Raw genomic sequence first — 19,216 nt, forward strand, 5'->3', positions numbered from 1 at the left:
CGACTTTTGTTAAGCTGACTCACTCATTTAGCAGGTTATGAAAAGGGATACAGGATGCCCCCCTTCCGGTCACTCAAATTTACCCCCTGGCTGCCACTCGTTATTATTGGGCTCAGTCTTGGCTATGCGGTCACGGTACTTACTCGCCTGCCCTGGTGGACGCTCTTTTTGACCGCAGCCGTATGGATTGGGGTCGGCCTAAAACTACGCTGGGGAGCGCCGCTAAATGCGCGCTACCGCCCCATGTGGCCTTGGTCACTTGTCCCGCTGAGCCTATTTGGCATCTATGTCTATTTAGCCGACAGCTTTGGCAATGTCGATCTAGGCGCCGTGTTTTTTCACCTTCAGGCAGGCATGGCGGAGCATGGCGGTGCTGGCAAAATGCTGCTGGCGCTCACTTATACCCTAACGGTCATCGCGTTACTCGCCTCGGTGACGTGGCTCTCACGTAACGACCAGCGCTGGCGTTTGACGGAGCGCTTCTTCGCCATCGCCTTACTGGCGGCTAATCCGCTCCTGTACGGCCTGGGGCAGCGTAGCGCAGCGATTGTAACTGACGATGGTGCCTGGCTTGACCGCCGCTACGTATCGCCGCCCGTCAGCGACCAGGCAAATGCCCCCAACCTGCTGCTCATGTATTTAGAAAGCCTGGAGCGAACTTACAGCCATGAGCTGTTTGGCGATGCTTATGCTGATTTAACTGCGCTAGGCGAACGGGGGCTAGTATTTGAAGGTGTTCACCAAATGGAGAATACCGGCTGGACGATGGCGGGAATGATTGCCAGCCAGTGCGGTGTGCCGCTAATGCCAGCAGGACTGCTTCACGATAGCCAGTTTGACCCTCTTTCCAAAGTAGTGCCTGGGGTCGACTGTTTGGGCGATGTATTGGCTGAGCAAGGGTATCGGCTCAGCTTTTTAGGCGGTGCTAGCACGCAGTTCGCGGGAAAAGGGCTTTTCTACCGCGGCCATCAGTTTAATACCGTGAAAGGCAAAGAGGAGCTACTGCCTGAGGTTGATGATCCCGAGTATGTCAACAGCTGGGGGCTCTACGACGACACACTATACGACTTTACGGCCAAGGAGATACGCCGCCTCAATGAAGAGGATAACGGCCCTTGGGCCGTGGTGAACCTCAGTATTGCAGGCCATGCTCCCGGCGGCTTTCCGTCCCAAACCTGTCTGGATCGACAGGGCGAGTTCGATGGTCAGGATATTCTCTACTCCGTGGAGTGTTCTGCTCGCCAAGCGCGGGACTTTATCGAACAGTTAGAGCAAGAGGGACTGCTAGATAACACGCTCGTCGTCGTACTCAGCGACCACCTCACCATGCGGGTATCCGTGTGGGACCAGCTCACCGCGCTTGACCGTGATAACACGTTCATCATGTTGGGAGATGGCATCAGACCGCAGCGAGTGCAACGAGGTGCCACCATGCTGGATGTATTTCCCACGATTTTAGATGCAATGGGGCTAGAGCTGGATGATAACCGTGCCGGGTTAGGCGCTTCATTGCTTAGTAGCCAGCCCACGCTAGTGGAAATCCATGGGCTGGAAGCGCTAAATGGACGCTTAAGAGAAGAGACCGCTCTGCAGCACAGACTTTGGGAAGGGCTTACCCCTCAACGGCGTGAAGCAGAAGAGAGCATCACCGAACAGATTACCGAGACGCCCTCCGATCAGGCCGAGGAAGTGGAAATTATGCGCTAACGGGGCTTTTATCCTCGCGCATCGCCTGATAGACCCGATCAACGTCCAGCTCGTTGAGACAGTTCGTATGACCAAGCGGGCAGGTCCGTTTAAAGCACGGCGAACAGGAGAGCCCTAGATAGTGTATGGCGGCATTAGGCGTGAGCGGAGGCGTATAGGCCGGCGACGAGGAGCCATAAAGCGCATGGATGCGCACACCCACGGCAGCGGCAACGTGCATAAGGCCTGAATCATTAGTCACCACTTGACGGCAGTCAGCGAGTAAATCTACCGCGTCCGCCAGCTGCGTTTTACCGCACAGATTATGCGCATGCGATAATCCTTTCACGATGGCCTGCCCCGCCGGATGATCTTTTGCCCCGCCTAATACCCGTACTTCATAGCCATCTTTTATTAGCCGCGCCGCCAGCTGATGAAAATACTCAAGCGGCCACTGTTTCGCAGGCCCGTACTCCGCGCCGGGCATCATGCCAATCGCAGGCCGTGACGAAAGCGCATGGGCAAGCCGCAAATTTACCAAGTTATCCCGGTCAATGGTGAGCCGCGGCTTGGGAATCGAGAACTGGCCGGTTTGCGCCTCCTCCAGGGGAAGCCCAAGCGATACAAACCGTTTAACGGTTTGATCCAACACCTGCTTATCTAACTTGCGACGCTCTTTCAACAGCCCGTAGCGGTGCTCACCTAGAAAGCCCACTCGCTCGGGAATACGGGCCATAAACGGCACCAGCGCCGCCTTCCAGGAGCGCGGCAGCACAATGGCACGATCAAAGCGGCCTCGTAGCTGAGCTGCCAGCTCCCGACGGCTGGCGAGACCAAACTCACCGTGGCCTACCGTGAGTGGCAGCACCTCATCTACTTGCGGCATTCGCTCAAGAATCGGCTGAGACCAAGCGGGGGCGACCACCCCTAGGGTGGCACCCGGGTAGCGCGCTTTTAAGGTCATAAACAGGCTCTGGGCCATGACCATATCGCCTACCCAGGAGGGGCCTACTACCAGCAGTCGCTTGGCAGAGTTAGCCATTTAACCACTCCAAGTACGCCTTAACGCCCTGAGCGACGGTTTTGAACTCCACATCGCAGCCCGCCGCACGCAGGTTGCTAATATCAGCGCGGGTGTAGCTCTGGTAGCGCCCTTTCAACTCTTGGGGGAAGGGAATGTAATCAATTTCCCCCTGGCCATAGAAGTCGATGACCGCTTCGCCAATGGCCTTAAACGGCTCGGCTCGGCCAGTGCCCAGGTTGAAAATACCCGACGCGCTGGGGTTATCCAGGAACCAAAGATTCACATCGACCACATCACCGACGTAGACAAAATCGCGGCTCTGCATGCCCGCCTCATAGCCGCCGTAAGCACCGAATAGCTTCAGCGTCTCGCCGTTACGGATCTGCAGGTGATTGTGATACGCCACGCTGGCCATCTTGCCTTTATGCTGCTCACGCGGCCCGTAGACATTGAAGTAACGGAAACCGACCACCTGCGTAGTGAGCTCACTCCAGCGTGAGCGCACGTGCTGATCAAACAGCAGCTTAGAGTAGCCATAAACGTTCAGCGGCTTCTCATGCTCTGGCGCTTCCTTGAAGACTTCGCTGCCGCCGTAGGTGGCCGCCGACGAGGCATACAAGAACGGGATACCCAGCTTTTCGCAGTAGTTGAGCAGCACTTTGGAGTACTCGAAGTTATTCTCCATCATGTAGTGCCCATCCCACTCGGTGGTGTCCGAGCAGGCACCCTCATGGAAAATAGCATCAATGGTCGGCAGGTCCACCGTCTCACCGCGCAGCGCGGCTTTCACCCGGGCAATAAAATCGTCTTTATCCAAGTAGTCCGCCAGCGTGCAGTCCGCCAAATTGACAAACTTGGTGCCATCACGCAGGTCGTCGACCACCATCACATCGTCACGGCCACGAGCATTTAACGCTTTGACAATATTGGCGCCGATAAACCCGGCGCCGCCTGTTACCACGATCATCTCGTTCTCCTTACCAAAAGCGGCTCTTTGGCTAACGTGCCTATAACCCATCTGCCTGTGATTGTATACTTGACGGCTTATGAATTCATGGCCAACGGTGCTTTCCGCGATGAGTGTTTCGACAAACCAATCGACACCCGATGTGTCGACCTTTCAAGGCTTGATCCTTGCTCTGCAACAGTACTGGGCAGAACAGGGCTGTGTCATCCTCCAGCCCCTCGATATGGAAGTCGGCGCGGGCACCTTCCACCCCGCGACTTTCTTGCGGGCAATTGGCCCAGAAACGTGGAACGCTGCCTATGTGCAGCCTTCCCGCCGCCCAACCGACGGCCGCTACGGCGAAAACCCCAACCGTTTGCAGCACTACTACCAATTTCAGGTGGTGATGAAGCCCTCCCCCAGTAACTTGCAGGACCTGTACTTGGGCTCATTGAAGCGCCTAGGGCTTGATCCGCTGATTCACGACGTGCGCTTCGTGGAAGATAACTGGGAATCCCCCACCCTAGGTGCCTGGGGCCTTGGTTGGGAAGTATGGCTCAACGGCATGGAAGTCACCCAGTTCACCTACTTCCAGCAGGCCGGTGGCATCGAGTGCTACCCCGTGACCGGCGAGCTGACCTACGGGCTTGAGCGTATTGCCATGTACCTGCAAAACGTCGATAGCGTTTACGACTTGGTATGGGCCATCGCACCAGACGGTAGCAAAGTCAGCTACGGCGACGTCTACCTGCAAAACGAGCGGGAACAATCAGCGTATAACTTTGAACACGCGGATGTGGATCAGCTCTTCGCAGCGTTTGACCACCAGGAAAAAGAGTGCAGCAAACTGCTGGCCGCTAGCCTGCCGCTGCCCGCCTACGAACAGGTATTAAAAGCGTCCCATACGTTTAACCTGTTGGACGCCCGCCACGCGATTTCCGTCACGGAACGCCAGCGCTTCATCCTGCGCGTACGCACCATGGCGCGTGACGTCGCTACCGCCTACTTCGAGTCTCGTAAAGCAGCAGGATTCCCCATGGCCCCCGAGGCCCTGCGCCGCGAACTGTTACAAGAATCACTCGCCGACCAGGGAGACGCATAATGGCCGTTGATACGCTTTTATTAGAACTGGGCGCAGAAGAGCTTCCCCCTACCGCGCTGGACGCACTCTCTGATGCGTTTGCTGCGGGCATTGAAAAAGGCCTGCAAGACGCCGAAATTCCGTTCCAAACCGTGACCGCCTACGCCACACCACGCCGTTTAGCGGTGCAGGTGACCGGGCTTGCCGACAAGCAGCCTGACCGCGCAGTAGAGCGCCGTGGCCCCGCTTTGGCCGCTGCGTTTAAAGATGGCGTGCCCACCAAAGCGGCCGAAGGCTTTGCTCGCTCTTGCGGTGTTAGCGTCGATGAGCTGATTCACCTGGAAACCGATAAAGGCACTTGGCTAGGTTTTCAGGAGCAGCAGCAAGGCGAAAGCGTTCAAGCGCTGCTGCCGGAGATGATTCGTAAAACGCTACAGTCGCTGCCAGTGCCCAAGAACATGCGCTGGGGTGCGTCCCGCGTTGAGTTTTCCCGCCCTGTGCACTGGCTGGTCGCTCTGTATGGCAGCGACGTGGTAGCGGCTGAAGCCCTTGGCCTTCAAGCCAGCCGTACCACTTACGGCCATCGCTTTCACGCGCCGGATGCGATTCAGCTAGAGCATGCCGATGACTACCTGGCGGCACTGGAAAACGCCTACGTACTGGCAGACCGCCAGCGCCGCCGCGAGCGTATTCGTGAGCAGGTGCTAGCCGAGGCCGAGGTTCAGGAAGCCAACGCCGTCATCGATGAAGACCTGCTGGTAGAGGTCAGCGGTTTGGTGGAGTGGCCCGTTGCGCTAACCGGCAGCTTCGACGAGCGCTTTTTGGAAGTGCCCGCGGAGTGTCTGATCTCCTCTATGAAGGCCAACCAGAAGTACTTCCACCTGTTAGATGACCAGGGCAAGTTGAAGCCGCTGTTCATCACTATCTCGAACATCGAGAGCCAAGACCCTGATCAGGTGATCTCCGGCAATGAAAAGGTCATTCGTCCGCGCTTGGCGGATGCGGCCTTCTTCTACGATACCGACCGCAAGCACACGCTGGCCTCGCGCATTCCGCAGTTAGAAAGCGTGGTATTCCAGCAGCAGCTGGGCACGCTGGCAGATAAAGCCCGCCGCAGCACGGCCATTGCCACCTTTATCGCCGAGCGTATTCACGGCGATGTGGCCCACGCCCAGCGTGCCGTGACATTAGCCAAATGTGATCTCGTCACTGAGATGGTACTCGAATTCCCAGAGCTGCAAGGCATCATGGGTCGCTACTACGCTGAGCAGGATGGCGAGCCTGCGGAAGTTGCCCAGGCGTTAGAAGAGCAATACCTGCCCCGCTTTGCCAGCGATGCGATTCCGCAAAGCCTGACCGGCCAAGCGCTGGCACTAGCAGATCGCTTAGATACCCTGGTGGGCATCTTTGGTATTGGCCAACGCCCCACGGGCGCGAAAGACCCCTTCGCCCTGCGCCGCGCCTCCATTGGCGTGCTGAATATTCTGGTAAAAGGCGAGCTGAACCTCGACCTGCGTGAACTGCTGCAAGTGGCGGCTGACCAGCACCAGAACCTGCCGAAAGCCGACGGGCTGGTAGAAGACGTGCTGACGTACATGCTTGACCGCTTCCGCGCCTGGGGTCAGGAAGAGGGCATCTCTGCTGAAATGTACCTTGCGGTTCGCGCCCGCCCGGTCACCAAACCACTGGATTTTGCGCGTCGCTTACGTGCTGTGAAAGCCTTCGCCCAGCGTGAAGAAGCAGCTGCCCTGGCCGCTGCGAACAAGCGTGTTTCCAACATCCTGAGCAAGCAGGAGCATGATGGCAGCACTCAGGTAGAGGCCTCGCTTCTTCAAGAAGCGGCGGAAAAAGCCCTATTTGAAGCAGTCACGGCTAGCCAGCAGCAGGTGGCTCCGCTGTTTGCAGCAGGTGATTACCAGCAGGCATTAGACGCGCTGGCCACGCTGCGCGAGCCCGTCGATGCCTTCTTTGATCAGGTGATGGTCATGGCGGACGATGCCAGCGTGCGTCGTAATCGCTTAGCATTACTGGCGAGTCTGCAGGCGCTGTTCTTAGGCGTTGCGGATATTTCCCAGCTGCCCCAATAGCGGTAACTCAACTTACCACGTTGCACGCAAGTTCATTACTGACAGCGTTAGCCCGGCCTTTATAGGCCGGGCTTTTTTTTTATGATTCATTTTGTTTCACGTGAAACATCAAGGTAAAATTAATAAAATATTTATGCTTTTCGCTGCGTCTTTTCCACAGGTGCAGGCGATTTATTGCCAAGGAGTTGGCTTGTGTACGATATGTTTCTTTTTGATACCCTTCCCCAGCAACAGTCCAACATTGCTTCCTATCGACTGGATGGCCAAAAAGTGTGGCTAAAGAAAGCCACTAAACGCAATTCACGCTGGGTCTATCTGCCACTGACATTGCTGGCTCGGTGGTTAAAACTCGAGGCGCTCAATCCCGTCCCCAATCTGGGCGGCGAGCAAAGCGTAGCCTTGGAAGCTGAGAGAATCAGAGCACTCTCCGCTGCTGGCATTGCAGTGCCAGTGGTACTTTCGGAAACCTCTGAAGCGCTATTACTGGCTGATGTTGGTACTGAAGAGGCACCTGCACAAACACTATTGGAAAGCCTGACACAGGCCAACACACCCGATGAAATCGACCACCTACTCAGTATAGGTATCTCAGCACTGAACGATGTGCACACCCGAAGCTGCTATCTTAGTGAAGCGTTTGCCCGCAACATCCTCGTCAATAAAGAAGGGGTTGTGTTTATCGACTTTGAAACCGATCCAGGCCAATATCATGAGCTGACCGACTGCATGGTACGCGATTGGCACTGCTTTATTTTTTCGCTTTACGGCAAGCTGAGCAAACGCCCATTACATCGAGAGCGCTTAACAGCAGCGCTGATAAGCGGACTTCAGGATGCCCGAGATGATGTGCGTGAACGTTTTATCGCCACGCTGCCTCGACTCAAGCGCATGAAAAAAATTCCATTTCAGCGCTTTGGTAGTGATGGAAAAAAAATCGCTCATACGCTGCACGCGCTGGCCCTTATAGATCAACATCTCCGTAGGAAATAGAAAAGGTATGCTCTCTTCACTACCTGTTACTGTCATACCGCCGGAAAAGCTCGTGATTCTCGACCGGGATGGCGTGATCAATTACGACTCGGATGCCTACATCAAATCCCTTGCCGAATGGATCCCCTACCCTTCTGCGATTAGCGCGATGGCACGGTTAACCCAGGCTGGTTTTACCGTCGCCGTCGCCACCAATCAATCCGGTATCGCGAGGGGCTACTACGATGAAAGCACGCTGGACGCCATGCATGAGCGTTTGAATGCGCTGGTAAACGCCGAAGGCGGCGAAGTTGCGCATATCGCCTACTGCCCCCATGGTCCTGATGACCAGTGTGATTGCCGCAAACCCCTACCTGGGCTACTCACCGAAATACAGCAAAAGCTGAAGCTTTCCAGCCTGCAAGGCAGTTGGATGGTGGGCGACAGCCTCCGCGACCTACAAGCCGGTGAAGCGGTGGGATGCCGCAGCGTTCTTGTTAAAACCGGCAAAGGCGAAAAAACCTTAGCGAAAGGGGCCGGGCTTGAGCATGCCTTGATTTACGCTGACTTGGCTGCTTTTGTTGATGACTTAATAGCAGAGCTATTGGACTAACCTTTACGAAGTTTTCCGCGATCGGTGGCATGAACAGCGTTGAGCACCACGCATAAAAAAACCGCAGACGTATCGCCTGCGGTTTTTATTTTTCAGTGTTTCACGTGAAACACTGATGAGACTGCTTAGATATCGAGGTTAGCGACGAGCGCATTGGTCTCGATAAATTCGCGGCGCGGCTCTACTTCGTCGCCCATCAAGGTGTTGAACATCATATCCGCCGCGACCGCATCTTCGATCGTGACGCGCAGCATACGACGGCTATCCGGGTCCATGGTGGTTTCCCACAGCTGATCTGGGTTCATCTCACCCAGCCCTTTATAGCGCTGCACAGAGAGGCCACGCTGGCCTTCCTGCATGAGCCATGCAAGCACTTCAGAGAAGTGCCCAACAGGCTTCTGGCGCTCACCACGGGCGATGTAGGCACCTTCATCCAGCAAGCCGTTGAGGGTTTCCCCTAAGCCTGCAATGGCGCGGTAATCAGCGCTTTCAAAGAAGTCTAGGCCCCACACATACTCCGTGGTCACGCCGTGAGCGATCAGGGAAACCGCCGGTAGATGCAGGCCACGCTCGGTATCTTCTTGGAGGTAGAACTGATAGCGCGGGCCGCCTTCGTAGGCCACCATGTCATCCATGGCTTTCTGAAGCTCGGCAATCCAGTTCTCCATCGTTACGCGGTCTTTCAGGCTCGGTTCACCGTGTAACCCCGTCGCGTGTACTACCTGCTTCAGAACTTCAATGGGATAAACTCTAGCCAAACGATCAATACGCTTCATCACGTTACGGTACTGGTTCACCAGCGCTTCTAGCTGAGAACCGGCAATGCCCGGAGCATCCGCATTCACATACAGCCCTGCACCATCCAACGCGGTGGTGGTCAGGTAATCAATCATGGCCTGCTCATCTTTCAGGTAGAGCTCTTGCTTGCCACGTTTGATTTTATACAGCGGCGGTTGGGCAATAAAGATATGCCCACGCTCAATCAGCTCTGGCATTTGACGGAAGAAGAACGTCAACAGCAGTGTACGAATGTGCGAACCGTCCACATCCGCATCGGTCATGATGATAACGGAGTGGTAGCGTAGCTTATCAGGGTTAAACTCTTCACGACCGATGCCGCAGCCCAGCGCAGTGATCAACGTGCCCACTTCAGCGGAAGAAAGCATTTTATCAAAGCGTGCTTTTTCGACGTTCAGGATTTTACCTTTTAGCGGCAAAATAGCCTGGGTACGACGGTCACGTCCCTGCTTGGCACTGCCACCCGCTGAGTCACCCTCCACCAAGTAAAGCTCTGATTGGCTAGGGTCTTTCTCTTGGCAGTCCGCCAATTTACCGGGCAAGCCAGCAATATCCAACGCACCTTTACGGCGAGTCATATCCCTCGCTTTGCGTGCAGCTTCACGGGCACGTGCAGCTTCCAGCATCTTATTGACGATGGATTTGGCTTCGCTGGGTTTTTCAATCAGATAGTCGGCAAATAGACGGCCCATCTCTTGCTCTACCGCCGTTTTCACCTCGGAAGAGACCAGCTTATCTTTGGTCTGTGATGAGAACTTGGGATCCGGAACCTTCACGGAAATAATGGCGGTTAAGCCTTCCCGAGCATCATCACCAGAGGTATTCACTTTGGCTTTTTTCAGCAGGCCCTGGGCTTCAATATAGTGATTCAGCGTACGCGTCAGCGCAGCGCGGAAACCAGCCAAATGGGTACCACCATCCCGCTGAGGAATGTTGTTGGTGTAGCAGAAAATGTTCTCAGTGAAGGCATCGCTCCACTGCATGGCGACTTCCACTTCCACGCCATCTTCACGCACGGCATTAAAGTGAAACACAGGGTTAAGCACGGTTTTGTTCTTATTCAGATGGTCAACAAACGCTTTCAGACCACCCTCATAGTGGAACAGCTCCTCTTTGCCGCTGCGCTCATCCATCAGACGAATGGCAACACCAGAGTTGAGGAAGGAGAGCTCACGCAGGCGTTTCGCCAGAATATCGTAGTGAAATTCGATATTGGCAAACGTGGCCGGAGACGGACGAAAGTGAACGCGGGTACCGCTCTTTTCCGTTTTACCTACTACACCCAGCGGCGCTTGCGGCACACCGTGGTGGTAAATTTGCTCAAACACTTCACCTTGACGCCAGATGGTCAGGCGCAGCTCTTCCGAGAGCGCATTCACCACCGAAACACCTACGCCGTGTAAGCCACCCGATACTTTATAAGAGTTATCGTCAAACTTACCGCCTGCGTGAAGCACGGTCATGATGACTTCGGCAGCAGAAACGCCCTCGCCTTCGTGTAGCTCGGTGGGAACCCCACGGCCATTGTCGCTCACGGTTACCGATTCATCCGCGTGGATGACCACTCGAATTTCGCTGCAGTGGCCTGCCAAAGCTTCATCGATGGAATTATCCACCAGCTCGAAAACCATGTGGTGCAGCCCGGTGCCGTCGTCAGTATCACCGATATACATACCTGGACGCTTACGTACTGCGTCTAGACCTTTGAGCACCTTGATGCTTGATGAATCGTAAGCCTGCTCGCTCATTGACCACTCCGTCGTGAAGTCTGTCTCGTTCCGTGTCGTCTACCCATCTGGCTGACACTGGCTTAGCCCCTGCTCGGAATGTTTCACGTGAAACATTTCAACGGCGGTAGTGGGCTGCCAGACATCGTTTAGCGCGGTGGGCTCGACGCTGGTAATAAATGCTTGGCACTGCATCTCTTCAAGCAAAGCGCAAAACTGGTGGCGATGTCGCTCATCCAGTTCCGCTGGTAAATCGTCAATTAAATAAATACAGTGCCGCTGTGCGGTACTTTCCAGAAGCCTTCCCTGGGCAAGCTTTAAAGCGCTTACCACCAACTTTTGCTGACCTCTGGAAAGCACCTCAATGGCGGGCTGCTTGTTCAACCGAATACGTAAATCAGCGCGCTGTGGCCCCTGCTGCGTAAACCCCATCTGCTGGTCGGTATCTCGGCTATCACGAAGCACATCCGCTAACGAACGCTGCTTATCCCAACCTCTCGCATAGCGCAGCGTTAACCCCGGCAGGGGTAACAACTTACTTAGTGTTTCATCGAACACCGGTAAGAACTCGCTGAACCATGCTTGGCGAAGCGCATCCATTTGCTCGCCCCAGTGGGCTAGCTCCTGCTCCCAAACGGCTATTTCGCTGGGTACTATTCTACCACGCCTGAGAAGCGCATTCCGATGTTTCACCGCTCGCCGGGTGCGCTGCCACGCGTCTAGAAAGTGATGTTTCACGTGAAACACCCCCCAATCTAGAAATTCACGACGCCCAGCAGGTGAGCCCTCTAGAAGGCGAAAAGCATCAGGATTGATGAGCTGAAGCGGCATAGCTTCGACCAGCTCGGCTAACCGAACCCCCTTTTCTCCACGCAAACGCAGCTCTAGCTCTCGCTGAGCACGCATTCGCCTCACTCCTAGCGTTACCTCAGGGTCCCCTGCTAGTCGGCCATACAGCGTCATGTACGGTGCATCTGACTGAATCGCATTCTTGAGCTGGCGAGTGCGAAATGAGCGACCCATACCCAGTATATGAATCCCCTCAAGCAAGCTAGTCTTACCACTGCCATTAACACCATGTATTACATTGATGCGCGGCGACGGGGACAGCGTGACTGGCGCTAAATTACGCAGACCGTGAAAAGTGAGTTGTGTCACGCTCATCTGTTAATGCCACCTAGTAAGACCATAAAACTCGCTTTCCGTGCCAAATGCGAAAACGGCGCTTCTGCTATCAGAAGCGCCGTTTTCATCCAACACTTGGGCTGTTATAAACGCATCGGCATGACCACATACAGCGCATCACCACCACCAGGCTCTTCCAGCAGCGCACTGCTGTTAGGATCAGCAAGCGTTATTTGTACGCGCTCTTCATCAAGTACAGAAAGCACATCTACCAGGTAGCCAACGTTGAAGCCCACTTCCATGGCGCTGCCGTTGTATTCCACCGCAATATTCTCTTCAGCCTCTTCCTGTTCCGGGTTGTTGGCCATTACTTTGAGGTTATTTTCCTCAAGATATAGCCGTACACCGCGGTACTTCTCATTAGAAAGAATCGCTGTACGGGATAATACCTGACGCAGTTCAGCACGCTCAGCGATTAATACTTTGTCGCCATTGCGGGGCACTACGCGCTCATAGTCTGGGAACTTGCCGTCAATCAGCTTAGAGGTAAAGGTAAAGTCACCGGTATGAGCACGCACATGGGTTGACCCAAGCGTAAGGCTAACCGGCTCGTCGCTGTCATCCAGTAAACGCGAAAGCTCTAGGATACCTTTACGGGGCACAATCAGCTTTTGCGACTGGTTTACCGCCACATCAATAGGACGCGAACACATCGCCAAACGGTGGCCATCGGTGGCAACCGTACGCAGCAGATTGCTCTGAATTTCTAACAACATACCATTGAGGTAATAACGCACATCCTGCTGCGCCATGGCAAAAGAAGTTGATTCGATCAGGTGCTTAAGCGTACCACGGGGAACGCTAAGCTCCTGGCTGCCATCAGCATCTTCAATATTAGGAAATTCTGCTACAGGAAGTGTAGAAAGTGTAAAGCGCGAACGACCGCTACGTAATACCGCACGACCCTCTTCAACCGCCAGCTGAATTTCGGACTGATCAGGCAGCGATTTACAGATATCCATCAATTTACGAGCAGGCACGGTGGCAGAACCTGCTTGATCCACTTGGCTGGCCACCGTACGGCCAACGAGTTCCACTTCTAAATCGGTACCGGTTAGAGCGACCTGATCGCCTTCTACTTGAATCAGTACGTTTGAAAGCACAGGCAGCGTTTGGCGCCGTTCAACTACGCCCGCTACCAGAGTCAGCGGGCGAAGCAGCGCCTCTCGGGAAATGGTAAATTTCATCGAAACTCCGGGTGTCTATCCTGAAAGACCTGCCGCTTGGCAGGCCCAAACGAAAATGGGTTAACTGGTTAGCAGACGCAGAAGATTTTTATAATCCTCACGGATATCCGCATTCTCTTCCTGCAGAGCTTTCACTTTGCGACAGGCGTGCAGCACCGTCGTATGATCGCGACCACCAAATGCATCACCAATTTCAGGGAGGCTATGGTTGGTAAGCTCTTTCGCCAGCGCCATGGCCACTTGCCGAGGCCTGGCGACCGAACGAGAGCGCCGCTTGGAGAGCAGATCAGCCACCTTGATTTTGTAATATTCAGCCACTGTTCGCTGAATATTATCCACCCCTACCTGCTTATCTTGGAGCGCCAATAGGTCTTTTAGCGACTCGCGAATAAAGTCCTGGGTAATGGTTTTACCCATAAAGTGGGAGTCGGCAATCACCTTTTTCAGCGCACCCTCAAGTTCACGCACGTTGGAGCGAATCTTTTGGGCAATAAAGAAAGCCGCATCATGGGGTAAATCTACTTTAGCTTGGTCGGCTTTCTTCATCAGAATCGCCACTCGAGTTTCAAGCTCTGGCGGCTCGATCGCCACGGTCAGCCCCCAGCCAAAGCGCGACTTTAGCCGCTCTTCAACGCCACTGATCTCTTTAGGATAGCGGTCAGAGGTGAGGATCATCTGCTGACCGCCCTCTAACAGCGCATTAAAGGTATGAAAAAACTCTTCTTGAGAACGCTCTTTACCAGCAAAAAATTGAATGTCATCAATCAGCAGGGCATCGACGCTGCGGTAAAAACGCTTAAAGTCATTAATCGCATTAAGCTGAAGCGCCTTCACCATGTCGGCGACAAAGCGCTCAGAATGCAGGTAAACCACACGAGCATTTTCACGTCGGCCAGCCAGTGCATTACCCACCGCATGCATTAAGTGCGTTTTACCTAAACCCACACCACCGTATAAAAACAGAGGGTTATAAGCACCACCAGGATTCTCGGAGACCTGACGAGAAGCCGCGCGTGCCAGCTGGTTAGACTTACCTTCTACAAAAGTGTCGAAGGTAAAATTAGGATTTAGGCCACTGCTGTGCTTCAAACTGCCTTCTACTTGCACTTGGCGTTCGTTACCACGGCGGCTAGGGCCACTCTCTTCACGAAGTTGGTCGATTTCACGCTCATCGCCAATATCACCTCGCGGTGGCGTATGCACAGCAGGTGATGCCGGCTGTGCAGGGGCTGCCGAGACTGGATTGCCAAGGTCTCTGGGCTGCGGTGCAGGGGCTGCGGCCCGGCGGCTGCCCACCGTCAAACTGACTTTGGGAGGCTTAGAAGGGGCAAGTTCGCGCATCAATTCACTAATGCGTTTTGCATACTTATCACTCACCCAGTCACGCACAAAGCGATTCGGCGCCAATAAGCGTAGCTCATTGGTGTCTCCTTCTTCTGCCTGCAGCGGACGTATCCAGGTATTGAACTGCTGTGAATTCAGTTCGTCCTGCAGGTAGTCCAGGCACTGTTGCCAAAGCGCGAGCGACACTCATCTCACCATCGGTTGAAAACGGCCGACCATTGTAGCGCCCAACGAAGCGGTTATCCACACGCGCTAACGGCTCTTTTTTGCCTGTGGACAACTATATGTGAGGGCTAAGGAAAACCCGGTAGCGGAGTGGGCACAACCTCATTTCCGACCAAGTTGTGCCACGTTGCACACACATAATTCACAGTTTATTTATCGCTTATTCGGGACTTATGCACAGATTTTTTATTATTTTAAGCTGTTGATAAAATTATCATAAAATAGCTTATCCACAATTAGTATCCCCACTATTAATAACAGTAAGTTTTAAATAACTTCATTAGTAATAATAGTCTGATACAAAGTACCCAAGCAGTACGCCGACGCCGCAGCGCTATTGCCTTTTTCACGCTTTTTATGCAAGGAAAAATTGCACCCGGCGCGGGAAGTCTCTACAATTTCCGGTCTTGAATTGAAACTCCCCGGCTAGTTCCTCACTGGACCGGGTCTTTTGGAATTCACTTTCCGTCCTAAACCACGTGGGAATAACGAGTTATGAAACGCACTTTTCAACCCAGCGTTCTCAAGCGCAAGCGCGCGCATGGCTTCCGTGCTCGTATGGCAACCAAAAACGGCCGTGCCGTTATCGCACGCCGCCGCGCCAAAGGCCGCAAGCGTCTGAGCGCCTGATCTCGGATTGCGTGTGTCGCATCAAGGCTTTCCCCGGTGCTTACGTTTGCTAAATGCCGGGGATTTTAGTCACGTGTTTGAACAGGCAGACCTCAAAGTTCATGGCAAAGGTATGATGGCGTTAGCGCGCATGAGTACCCGGGGGTATCCCCGTGTTGGACTGGTGGTCAGCAAAAAAAATGTGAAGCTCGCTGTGGATCGCAACCGCTTCAAGCGACTCGTTCGAGAATCCGTGCGTCTTCGTCAAGATCACTTACCCTCTGTGGATATCGTGATATTGGCAAAACGAGGCGTGCAGGATATCGACAACGAAACGCTTACTCGCCAGCTACACGGCATGTGGAAACGACTTCAGCGCGACGCACAGGCGGTGTCTGCACCTCCCCCGCCTAATGGCGTAACACGTGACGCTTGACGACACACCTCGCCGCTCGACCTTGGCCTGCCGCTTGGCAGGCTTTCGTGTGTCATGGGTCGAGTAAATGACACTGCGCCATTAGCATGTTCACCACCCATCGGGCAGAACCCTCATGGACGTAAAACGACTTTTATTACTGATTCCACTGGCATTGCTTGCCTATCTTTTGGTTGTACAGTGGAATCAGGATTACGGGCAGACCACTTACGACTCGACGCCGGAAATTACCCAAAGCAGTAATGGGGCCTCCGCCAGCGAGAACGCTAACGACGATCTCTCCGTACCTAGCACTTCCGCACCCCAAAGCGCCATCAGCGAAGGCGTGGGTGATGCTGAAAGCGATACTGCCAGCCGCGACTTTATTGCGGTGACCACTGATGTCCTGGACGTACGTATCGACCCCTTTGGTGGCGATATTGTGTACGCCGCGCTGCCGCAGCATAAGCTGACGCTGGACTCTGACCGCAACTACGTGCTGCTGTCGGACAACGCTTCTCGCAGCTATGTGGCTCGCTCAGGTCTGCAACTTGACGGTCAAGCCAGCCGTATCGCTTTTTCTACTGAGCGTGGCGAATACCGCTTAAGTGACGATGCAGAGCAGCTTAGTGTTGATTTAACAGCTGAAGTTAACGGCATTGACGTCATCAAGCGTCTAACATTTGATCGCGGAAGCTATGCGGTCAACGTGAGCTACTACCTTGCCAACAACACTGATGCACCCGTAAGTGCCCGCTTTATTGGTCAGCTAGCCCGTGACAATAGCCCTGACCCGTCTAGCGGTGTGGCCATGGGCATGAATTCTTACCTGGGTGCTGCTTACTCCACGCCGGAAGCGCGTTACGAGAAGATCGACTTTGATGCTATTCAAAGCCGTAACTTTGAAAACCGCGAGGCTCAGGGCGGCTGGATTGCCATCATCCAGCACTACTTTGTGTCTGCCTGGGCTCCGGCGCAAAACCAGCAAAACCTCTACTACGTAACGACCGATTCCCGTGATCGTAATGTTGTTGCCTTTGCTGGCCCCACCAGCAGCGTTGCTGCTGATGGCGAAGCCACATTAAGCGCTACGCTCTACATGGGCCCCAAAGTTCAAGACTACCTTGAGCAAGTCGCGCCAAACCTCAAGCTTACCGTTGATTACGGCTGGTTATGGTTTATTGCCAACCCGCTGTTCTGGCTGCTGGACAAGATCCACGACATTGTCGGTAACTGGGGCTGGTCGATCGTTCTGCTGACCGTGCTGGTGAAGCTGGTACTCTTCCCGCTCTCTGCCAAGGCCTACAAGTCCATGGCGCGCATGCGCAAGTTAGGTCCAGAGATGCAGCGTCTTAAAGAGATGTATGGCGATGATCGCCAGAAAATGTCTCAAGAGATGATGAAGTTCTACCAGAAAGAGAAGATCAATCCGCTGGGTGGCTGTTTGCCAATCCTCGTACAGATGCCGGTGTTTATCGCCCTGTACTGGATGCTGCTGGAATCCGTTGAGCTGCGTCATGCGCCGTTCATGTTCTGGATCCAGGATCTCTCGGTAAAAGATCCTTACTTCATCCTGCCGATCCTGATGGGTATTTCGATGTTTGTTCAGCAGATGTTGAACCCGACACCGCCAGACCCCATGCAGGCGAAGATCATGAAGATGCTGCCGATTATCTTCACCTTCTTCTTCCTGTGGTTCCCGGCAGGTCTGGTCATCTACTGGGTGGTCAACAACATCATCTCGGTGGCGCAGCAGTACTTCATTACGCGTAGCATTGAGAATGACCCAAGTGTCGGCAAAGGGATGCGAACCAAGTAATCGCTCCTCTTCTGATACTCCCAGACCCCCGCCTTTGCGGGGGTCTGGCGTTTTAGGCTTAACCTGCTCATCATGAGCGCCATCACCGATACACTCCTCTCTTTAGCCACTAGGAAGCGTCATGGCCGATCGACTCTATACCCAAGACACTATTACCGCCTTGGCAACCCCACCCGGCCGTGGCGGCGTTGGTATTATTCGCGTGTCAGGCCCCGCCTGCCGGACGATAGCCGCTAAGATACTGGGTGACTGCCCCGCCCCTCGTCACGCCCACTACGGCCCCTTTCACGGCGCTGAGGGCGCTATCGACGAGGGCATTGCGCTTCTCTTTAACGGCCCCCACTCTTTCACCGGTGAAGACGTACTGGAGCTGCAGGGCCATGGCGGCCCCATCATTATGGATATGCTGCTTGAGCGCTGCCTGCAGTTAGGGGCGCGCCTGGCACGCCCAGGGGAGTTCTCCGAACGGGCGTTTCTCAACGACAAGCTGGATTTAGCCCAAGCAGAAGCGATTGCCGACCTGATTGATGCCACTTCCCGCTCCGCCGCTGAAAACGCAGTACGCTCGCTACAGGGCGAGTTCTCACAGCGGGTCTCCGCTCTGGTCAAACGGCTCATTGAGCTGCGCGTTTATGTCGAGGCTGCTATCGATTTTCCAGAGGAGGAGATCGATTTTCTCGCCGATGGCCACGTCGCCACGCACCTAGAGAGTGTTCAGCAGGCGCTGGTTGCCGTTCGCAAAGCCGCTGGGCAAGGCGCACTACTGCGCGAGGGTATGAGCGTGGTGATTGCAGGCCGCCCAAACGCAGGTAAATCTAGCCTGTTGAATGCGCTGACCGAGCAGGATACGGCTATCGTGACAGATATTGCTGGCACCACCCGTGACGTACTGCGGGAATACATCCACCTAGACGGCATGCCGCTGCATATTATCGACACCGCCGGGCTGCGCGACACGCCCGATGCAGTAGAGAAAATCGGCGTAGCCCGCGCCTGGGAAGAGATTGAAAAAGCCGACCGTGTACTGCTCATGGTGGATGCATCCACCACCGAAGCTACCGACCCGATGAGCATTTGGCCGGAGTTTGTGGAGCGCCTCCCCGATCAAAGCCGGCTTACCCTGGTGCGTAATAAAATCGATGCCAGTGCTGAGGCACCGGGCATTGAATTATCCACAACCACTCCCATCGTCCGACTATCTGCGAAAACCGGAGAGGGTGTGGATAGTTTGAAAACGCATCTGAAAGAGGTGATGGGGTTCTCTGCAACGACAGAGGGCCGTTTCTCCGCCCGGCGCCGCCACTTGGATGCTCTTGACCGCGCCATGGCTGCACTTGATACCGGGCGAGCCCAGTTGGATGGCTACGGTGCTGGTGAGCTTCTTGCCGAAGACCTAAGAGATGCGCAGCAGGCGCTAGGAGAGATCACCGGCGAATTTAGCGCCGATGATCTGCTTGGCGAAATCTTTGGCAGCTTCTGTATTGGTAAGTAACCGAGCCAC

General features: G+C 54.5%; 15 protein-coding genes. 9 read left to right on the forward strand and 6 right to left on the reverse strand.

Translation table 11 applies throughout. The features are described from left to right. Positions 1–54: 54 nt before the first annotated feature. Positions 55–1,707, forward strand: a complete 1,653-nt coding sequence (locus IEW65_RS10820; protein WP_188639506.1) for a sulfatase-like hydrolase/transferase — start codon at positions 55–57, stop codon at positions 1,705–1,707. Here IEW65_RS10820 and waaF read toward each other — a convergent pair. Further along, positions 1,697–2,728, reverse strand: coding sequence for a lipopolysaccharide heptosyltransferase II (gene waaF / locus IEW65_RS10825; protein WP_188639507.1), 1,032 nt, complete (start codon positions 2,726–2,728; stop codon positions 1,697–1,699). The two genes, IEW65_RS10820 and waaF, sit on opposite strands and share 11 nt — an antisense overlap. Further along, the gene (gene rfaD / locus IEW65_RS10830; protein WP_188639508.1) at positions 2,721–3,677 is read right to left on the reverse strand and encodes an ADP-glyceromanno-heptose 6-epimerase; all 957 of its coding nucleotides are present in this window, start codon (positions 3,675–3,677) and stop codon (positions 2,721–2,723) included. The genes waaF and rfaD overlap by 8 nt, the downstream gene beginning before the upstream one ends. 109 nt (positions 3,678–3,786) lie before the next feature. On the opposite strand from rfaD, the gene glyQ reads away from it, so the two are divergent. From glyQ to gmhB, 4 genes are all read left to right on the forward strand, one after another. After that, a complete protein-coding gene (gene glyQ, locus IEW65_RS10835) occupies positions 3,787–4,758 on the forward strand; it encodes a glycine--tRNA ligase subunit alpha (RefSeq protein ID WP_188639509.1) in 972 nt (323 codons plus the stop codon). Then, positions 4,758–6,824, forward strand: coding sequence for a glycine--tRNA ligase subunit beta (gene glyS / locus IEW65_RS10840; RefSeq protein ID WP_188639510.1), 2,067 nt, complete (start codon positions 4,758–4,760; stop codon positions 6,822–6,824). Before glyQ ends, glyS begins: the two co-directional genes overlap by 1 nt. Before the next feature lie 201 nt (positions 6,825–7,025). Beyond that, positions 7,026–7,814, forward strand: coding sequence for a BUD32 family EKC/KEOPS complex subunit (locus IEW65_RS10845; RefSeq protein WP_229755564.1), 789 nt, complete (start codon positions 7,026–7,028; stop codon positions 7,812–7,814). A gap of 7 nt (positions 7,815–7,821) precedes the next feature. Further along, positions 7,822–8,406 (forward strand): D-glycero-beta-D-manno-heptose 1,7-bisphosphate 7-phosphatase, encoded by a 585-nt coding sequence (gene gmhB / locus IEW65_RS10850; protein ID WP_188639512.1) that lies wholly within the window; start codon positions 7,822–7,824, stop codon positions 8,404–8,406. 125 nt (positions 8,407–8,531) lie between these two features. Here the strand turns inward: gmhB and gyrB are convergent, their stop codons facing one another. The 4 genes from gyrB to dnaA form a co-directional block, all read right to left on the reverse strand. Further along, on the reverse strand, positions 8,532–10,952 hold the full coding sequence (gene gyrB, locus IEW65_RS10855; RefSeq protein WP_188639513.1) for a DNA topoisomerase (ATP-hydrolyzing) subunit B: 2,421 nt from the start codon (positions 10,950–10,952) through the stop codon (positions 8,532–8,534). A gap of 39 nt (positions 10,953–10,991) precedes the next feature. After that, positions 10,992–12,095: a DNA replication/repair protein RecF gene (recF, locus tag IEW65_RS10860; RefSeq protein ID WP_188639514.1), complete on the reverse strand. Its 1,104-nt coding sequence runs from the start codon at positions 12,093–12,095 to the stop codon at positions 10,992–10,994. 104 nt (positions 12,096–12,199) lie between these two features. Then, on the reverse strand, positions 12,200–13,303 hold the full coding sequence (gene dnaN / locus IEW65_RS10865; RefSeq protein WP_188639515.1) for a DNA polymerase III subunit beta: 1,104 nt from the start codon (positions 13,301–13,303) through the stop codon (positions 12,200–12,202). Positions 13,304–13,363: 60 nt separating this feature from the next. Next, positions 13,364–14,833 (reverse strand): chromosomal replication initiator protein DnaA, encoded by a 1,470-nt coding sequence (gene dnaA / locus IEW65_RS10870; protein ID WP_188639516.1) that lies wholly within the window; start codon positions 14,831–14,833, stop codon positions 13,364–13,366. 534 nt (positions 14,834–15,367) lie between these two features. On the opposite strand from dnaA, the gene rpmH reads away from it, so the two are divergent. The 4 genes from rpmH (at position 15,368) to mnmE (ending at position 19,207) form a co-directional block, all read left to right on the forward strand. Beyond that, positions 15,368–15,502, forward strand: coding sequence for a 50S ribosomal protein L34 (gene rpmH / locus IEW65_RS10875; RefSeq protein WP_009723348.1), 135 nt, complete (start codon positions 15,368–15,370; stop codon positions 15,500–15,502). Positions 15,503–15,515: 13 nt separating this feature from the next. Continuing rightward, positions 15,516–15,917, forward strand: coding sequence for a ribonuclease P protein component (gene rnpA / locus IEW65_RS10880; protein WP_188639517.1), 402 nt, complete (start codon positions 15,516–15,518; stop codon positions 15,915–15,917). Positions 15,918–16,032: 115 nt separating this feature from the next. Then, positions 16,033–17,715, forward strand: coding sequence for a membrane protein insertase YidC (gene yidC / locus IEW65_RS10885; RefSeq protein WP_188639518.1), 1,683 nt, complete (start codon positions 16,033–16,035; stop codon positions 17,713–17,715). A 121-nt stretch (positions 17,716–17,836) separates the two neighbouring features. After that, positions 17,837–19,207, forward strand: coding sequence for a tRNA uridine-5-carboxymethylaminomethyl(34) synthesis GTPase MnmE (mnmE, locus tag IEW65_RS10890; protein WP_188639519.1), 1,371 nt, complete (start codon positions 17,837–17,839; stop codon positions 19,205–19,207). Positions 19,208–19,216 lie beyond the last annotated feature (9 nt).

Origin of the sequence: Vreelandella lutescens, from assembly GCF_014640815.1 — a bacterium.
Taxonomy (GTDB): Bacteria; Pseudomonadota; Gammaproteobacteria; order Pseudomonadales; family Halomonadaceae; genus Vreelandella; species Vreelandella lutescens.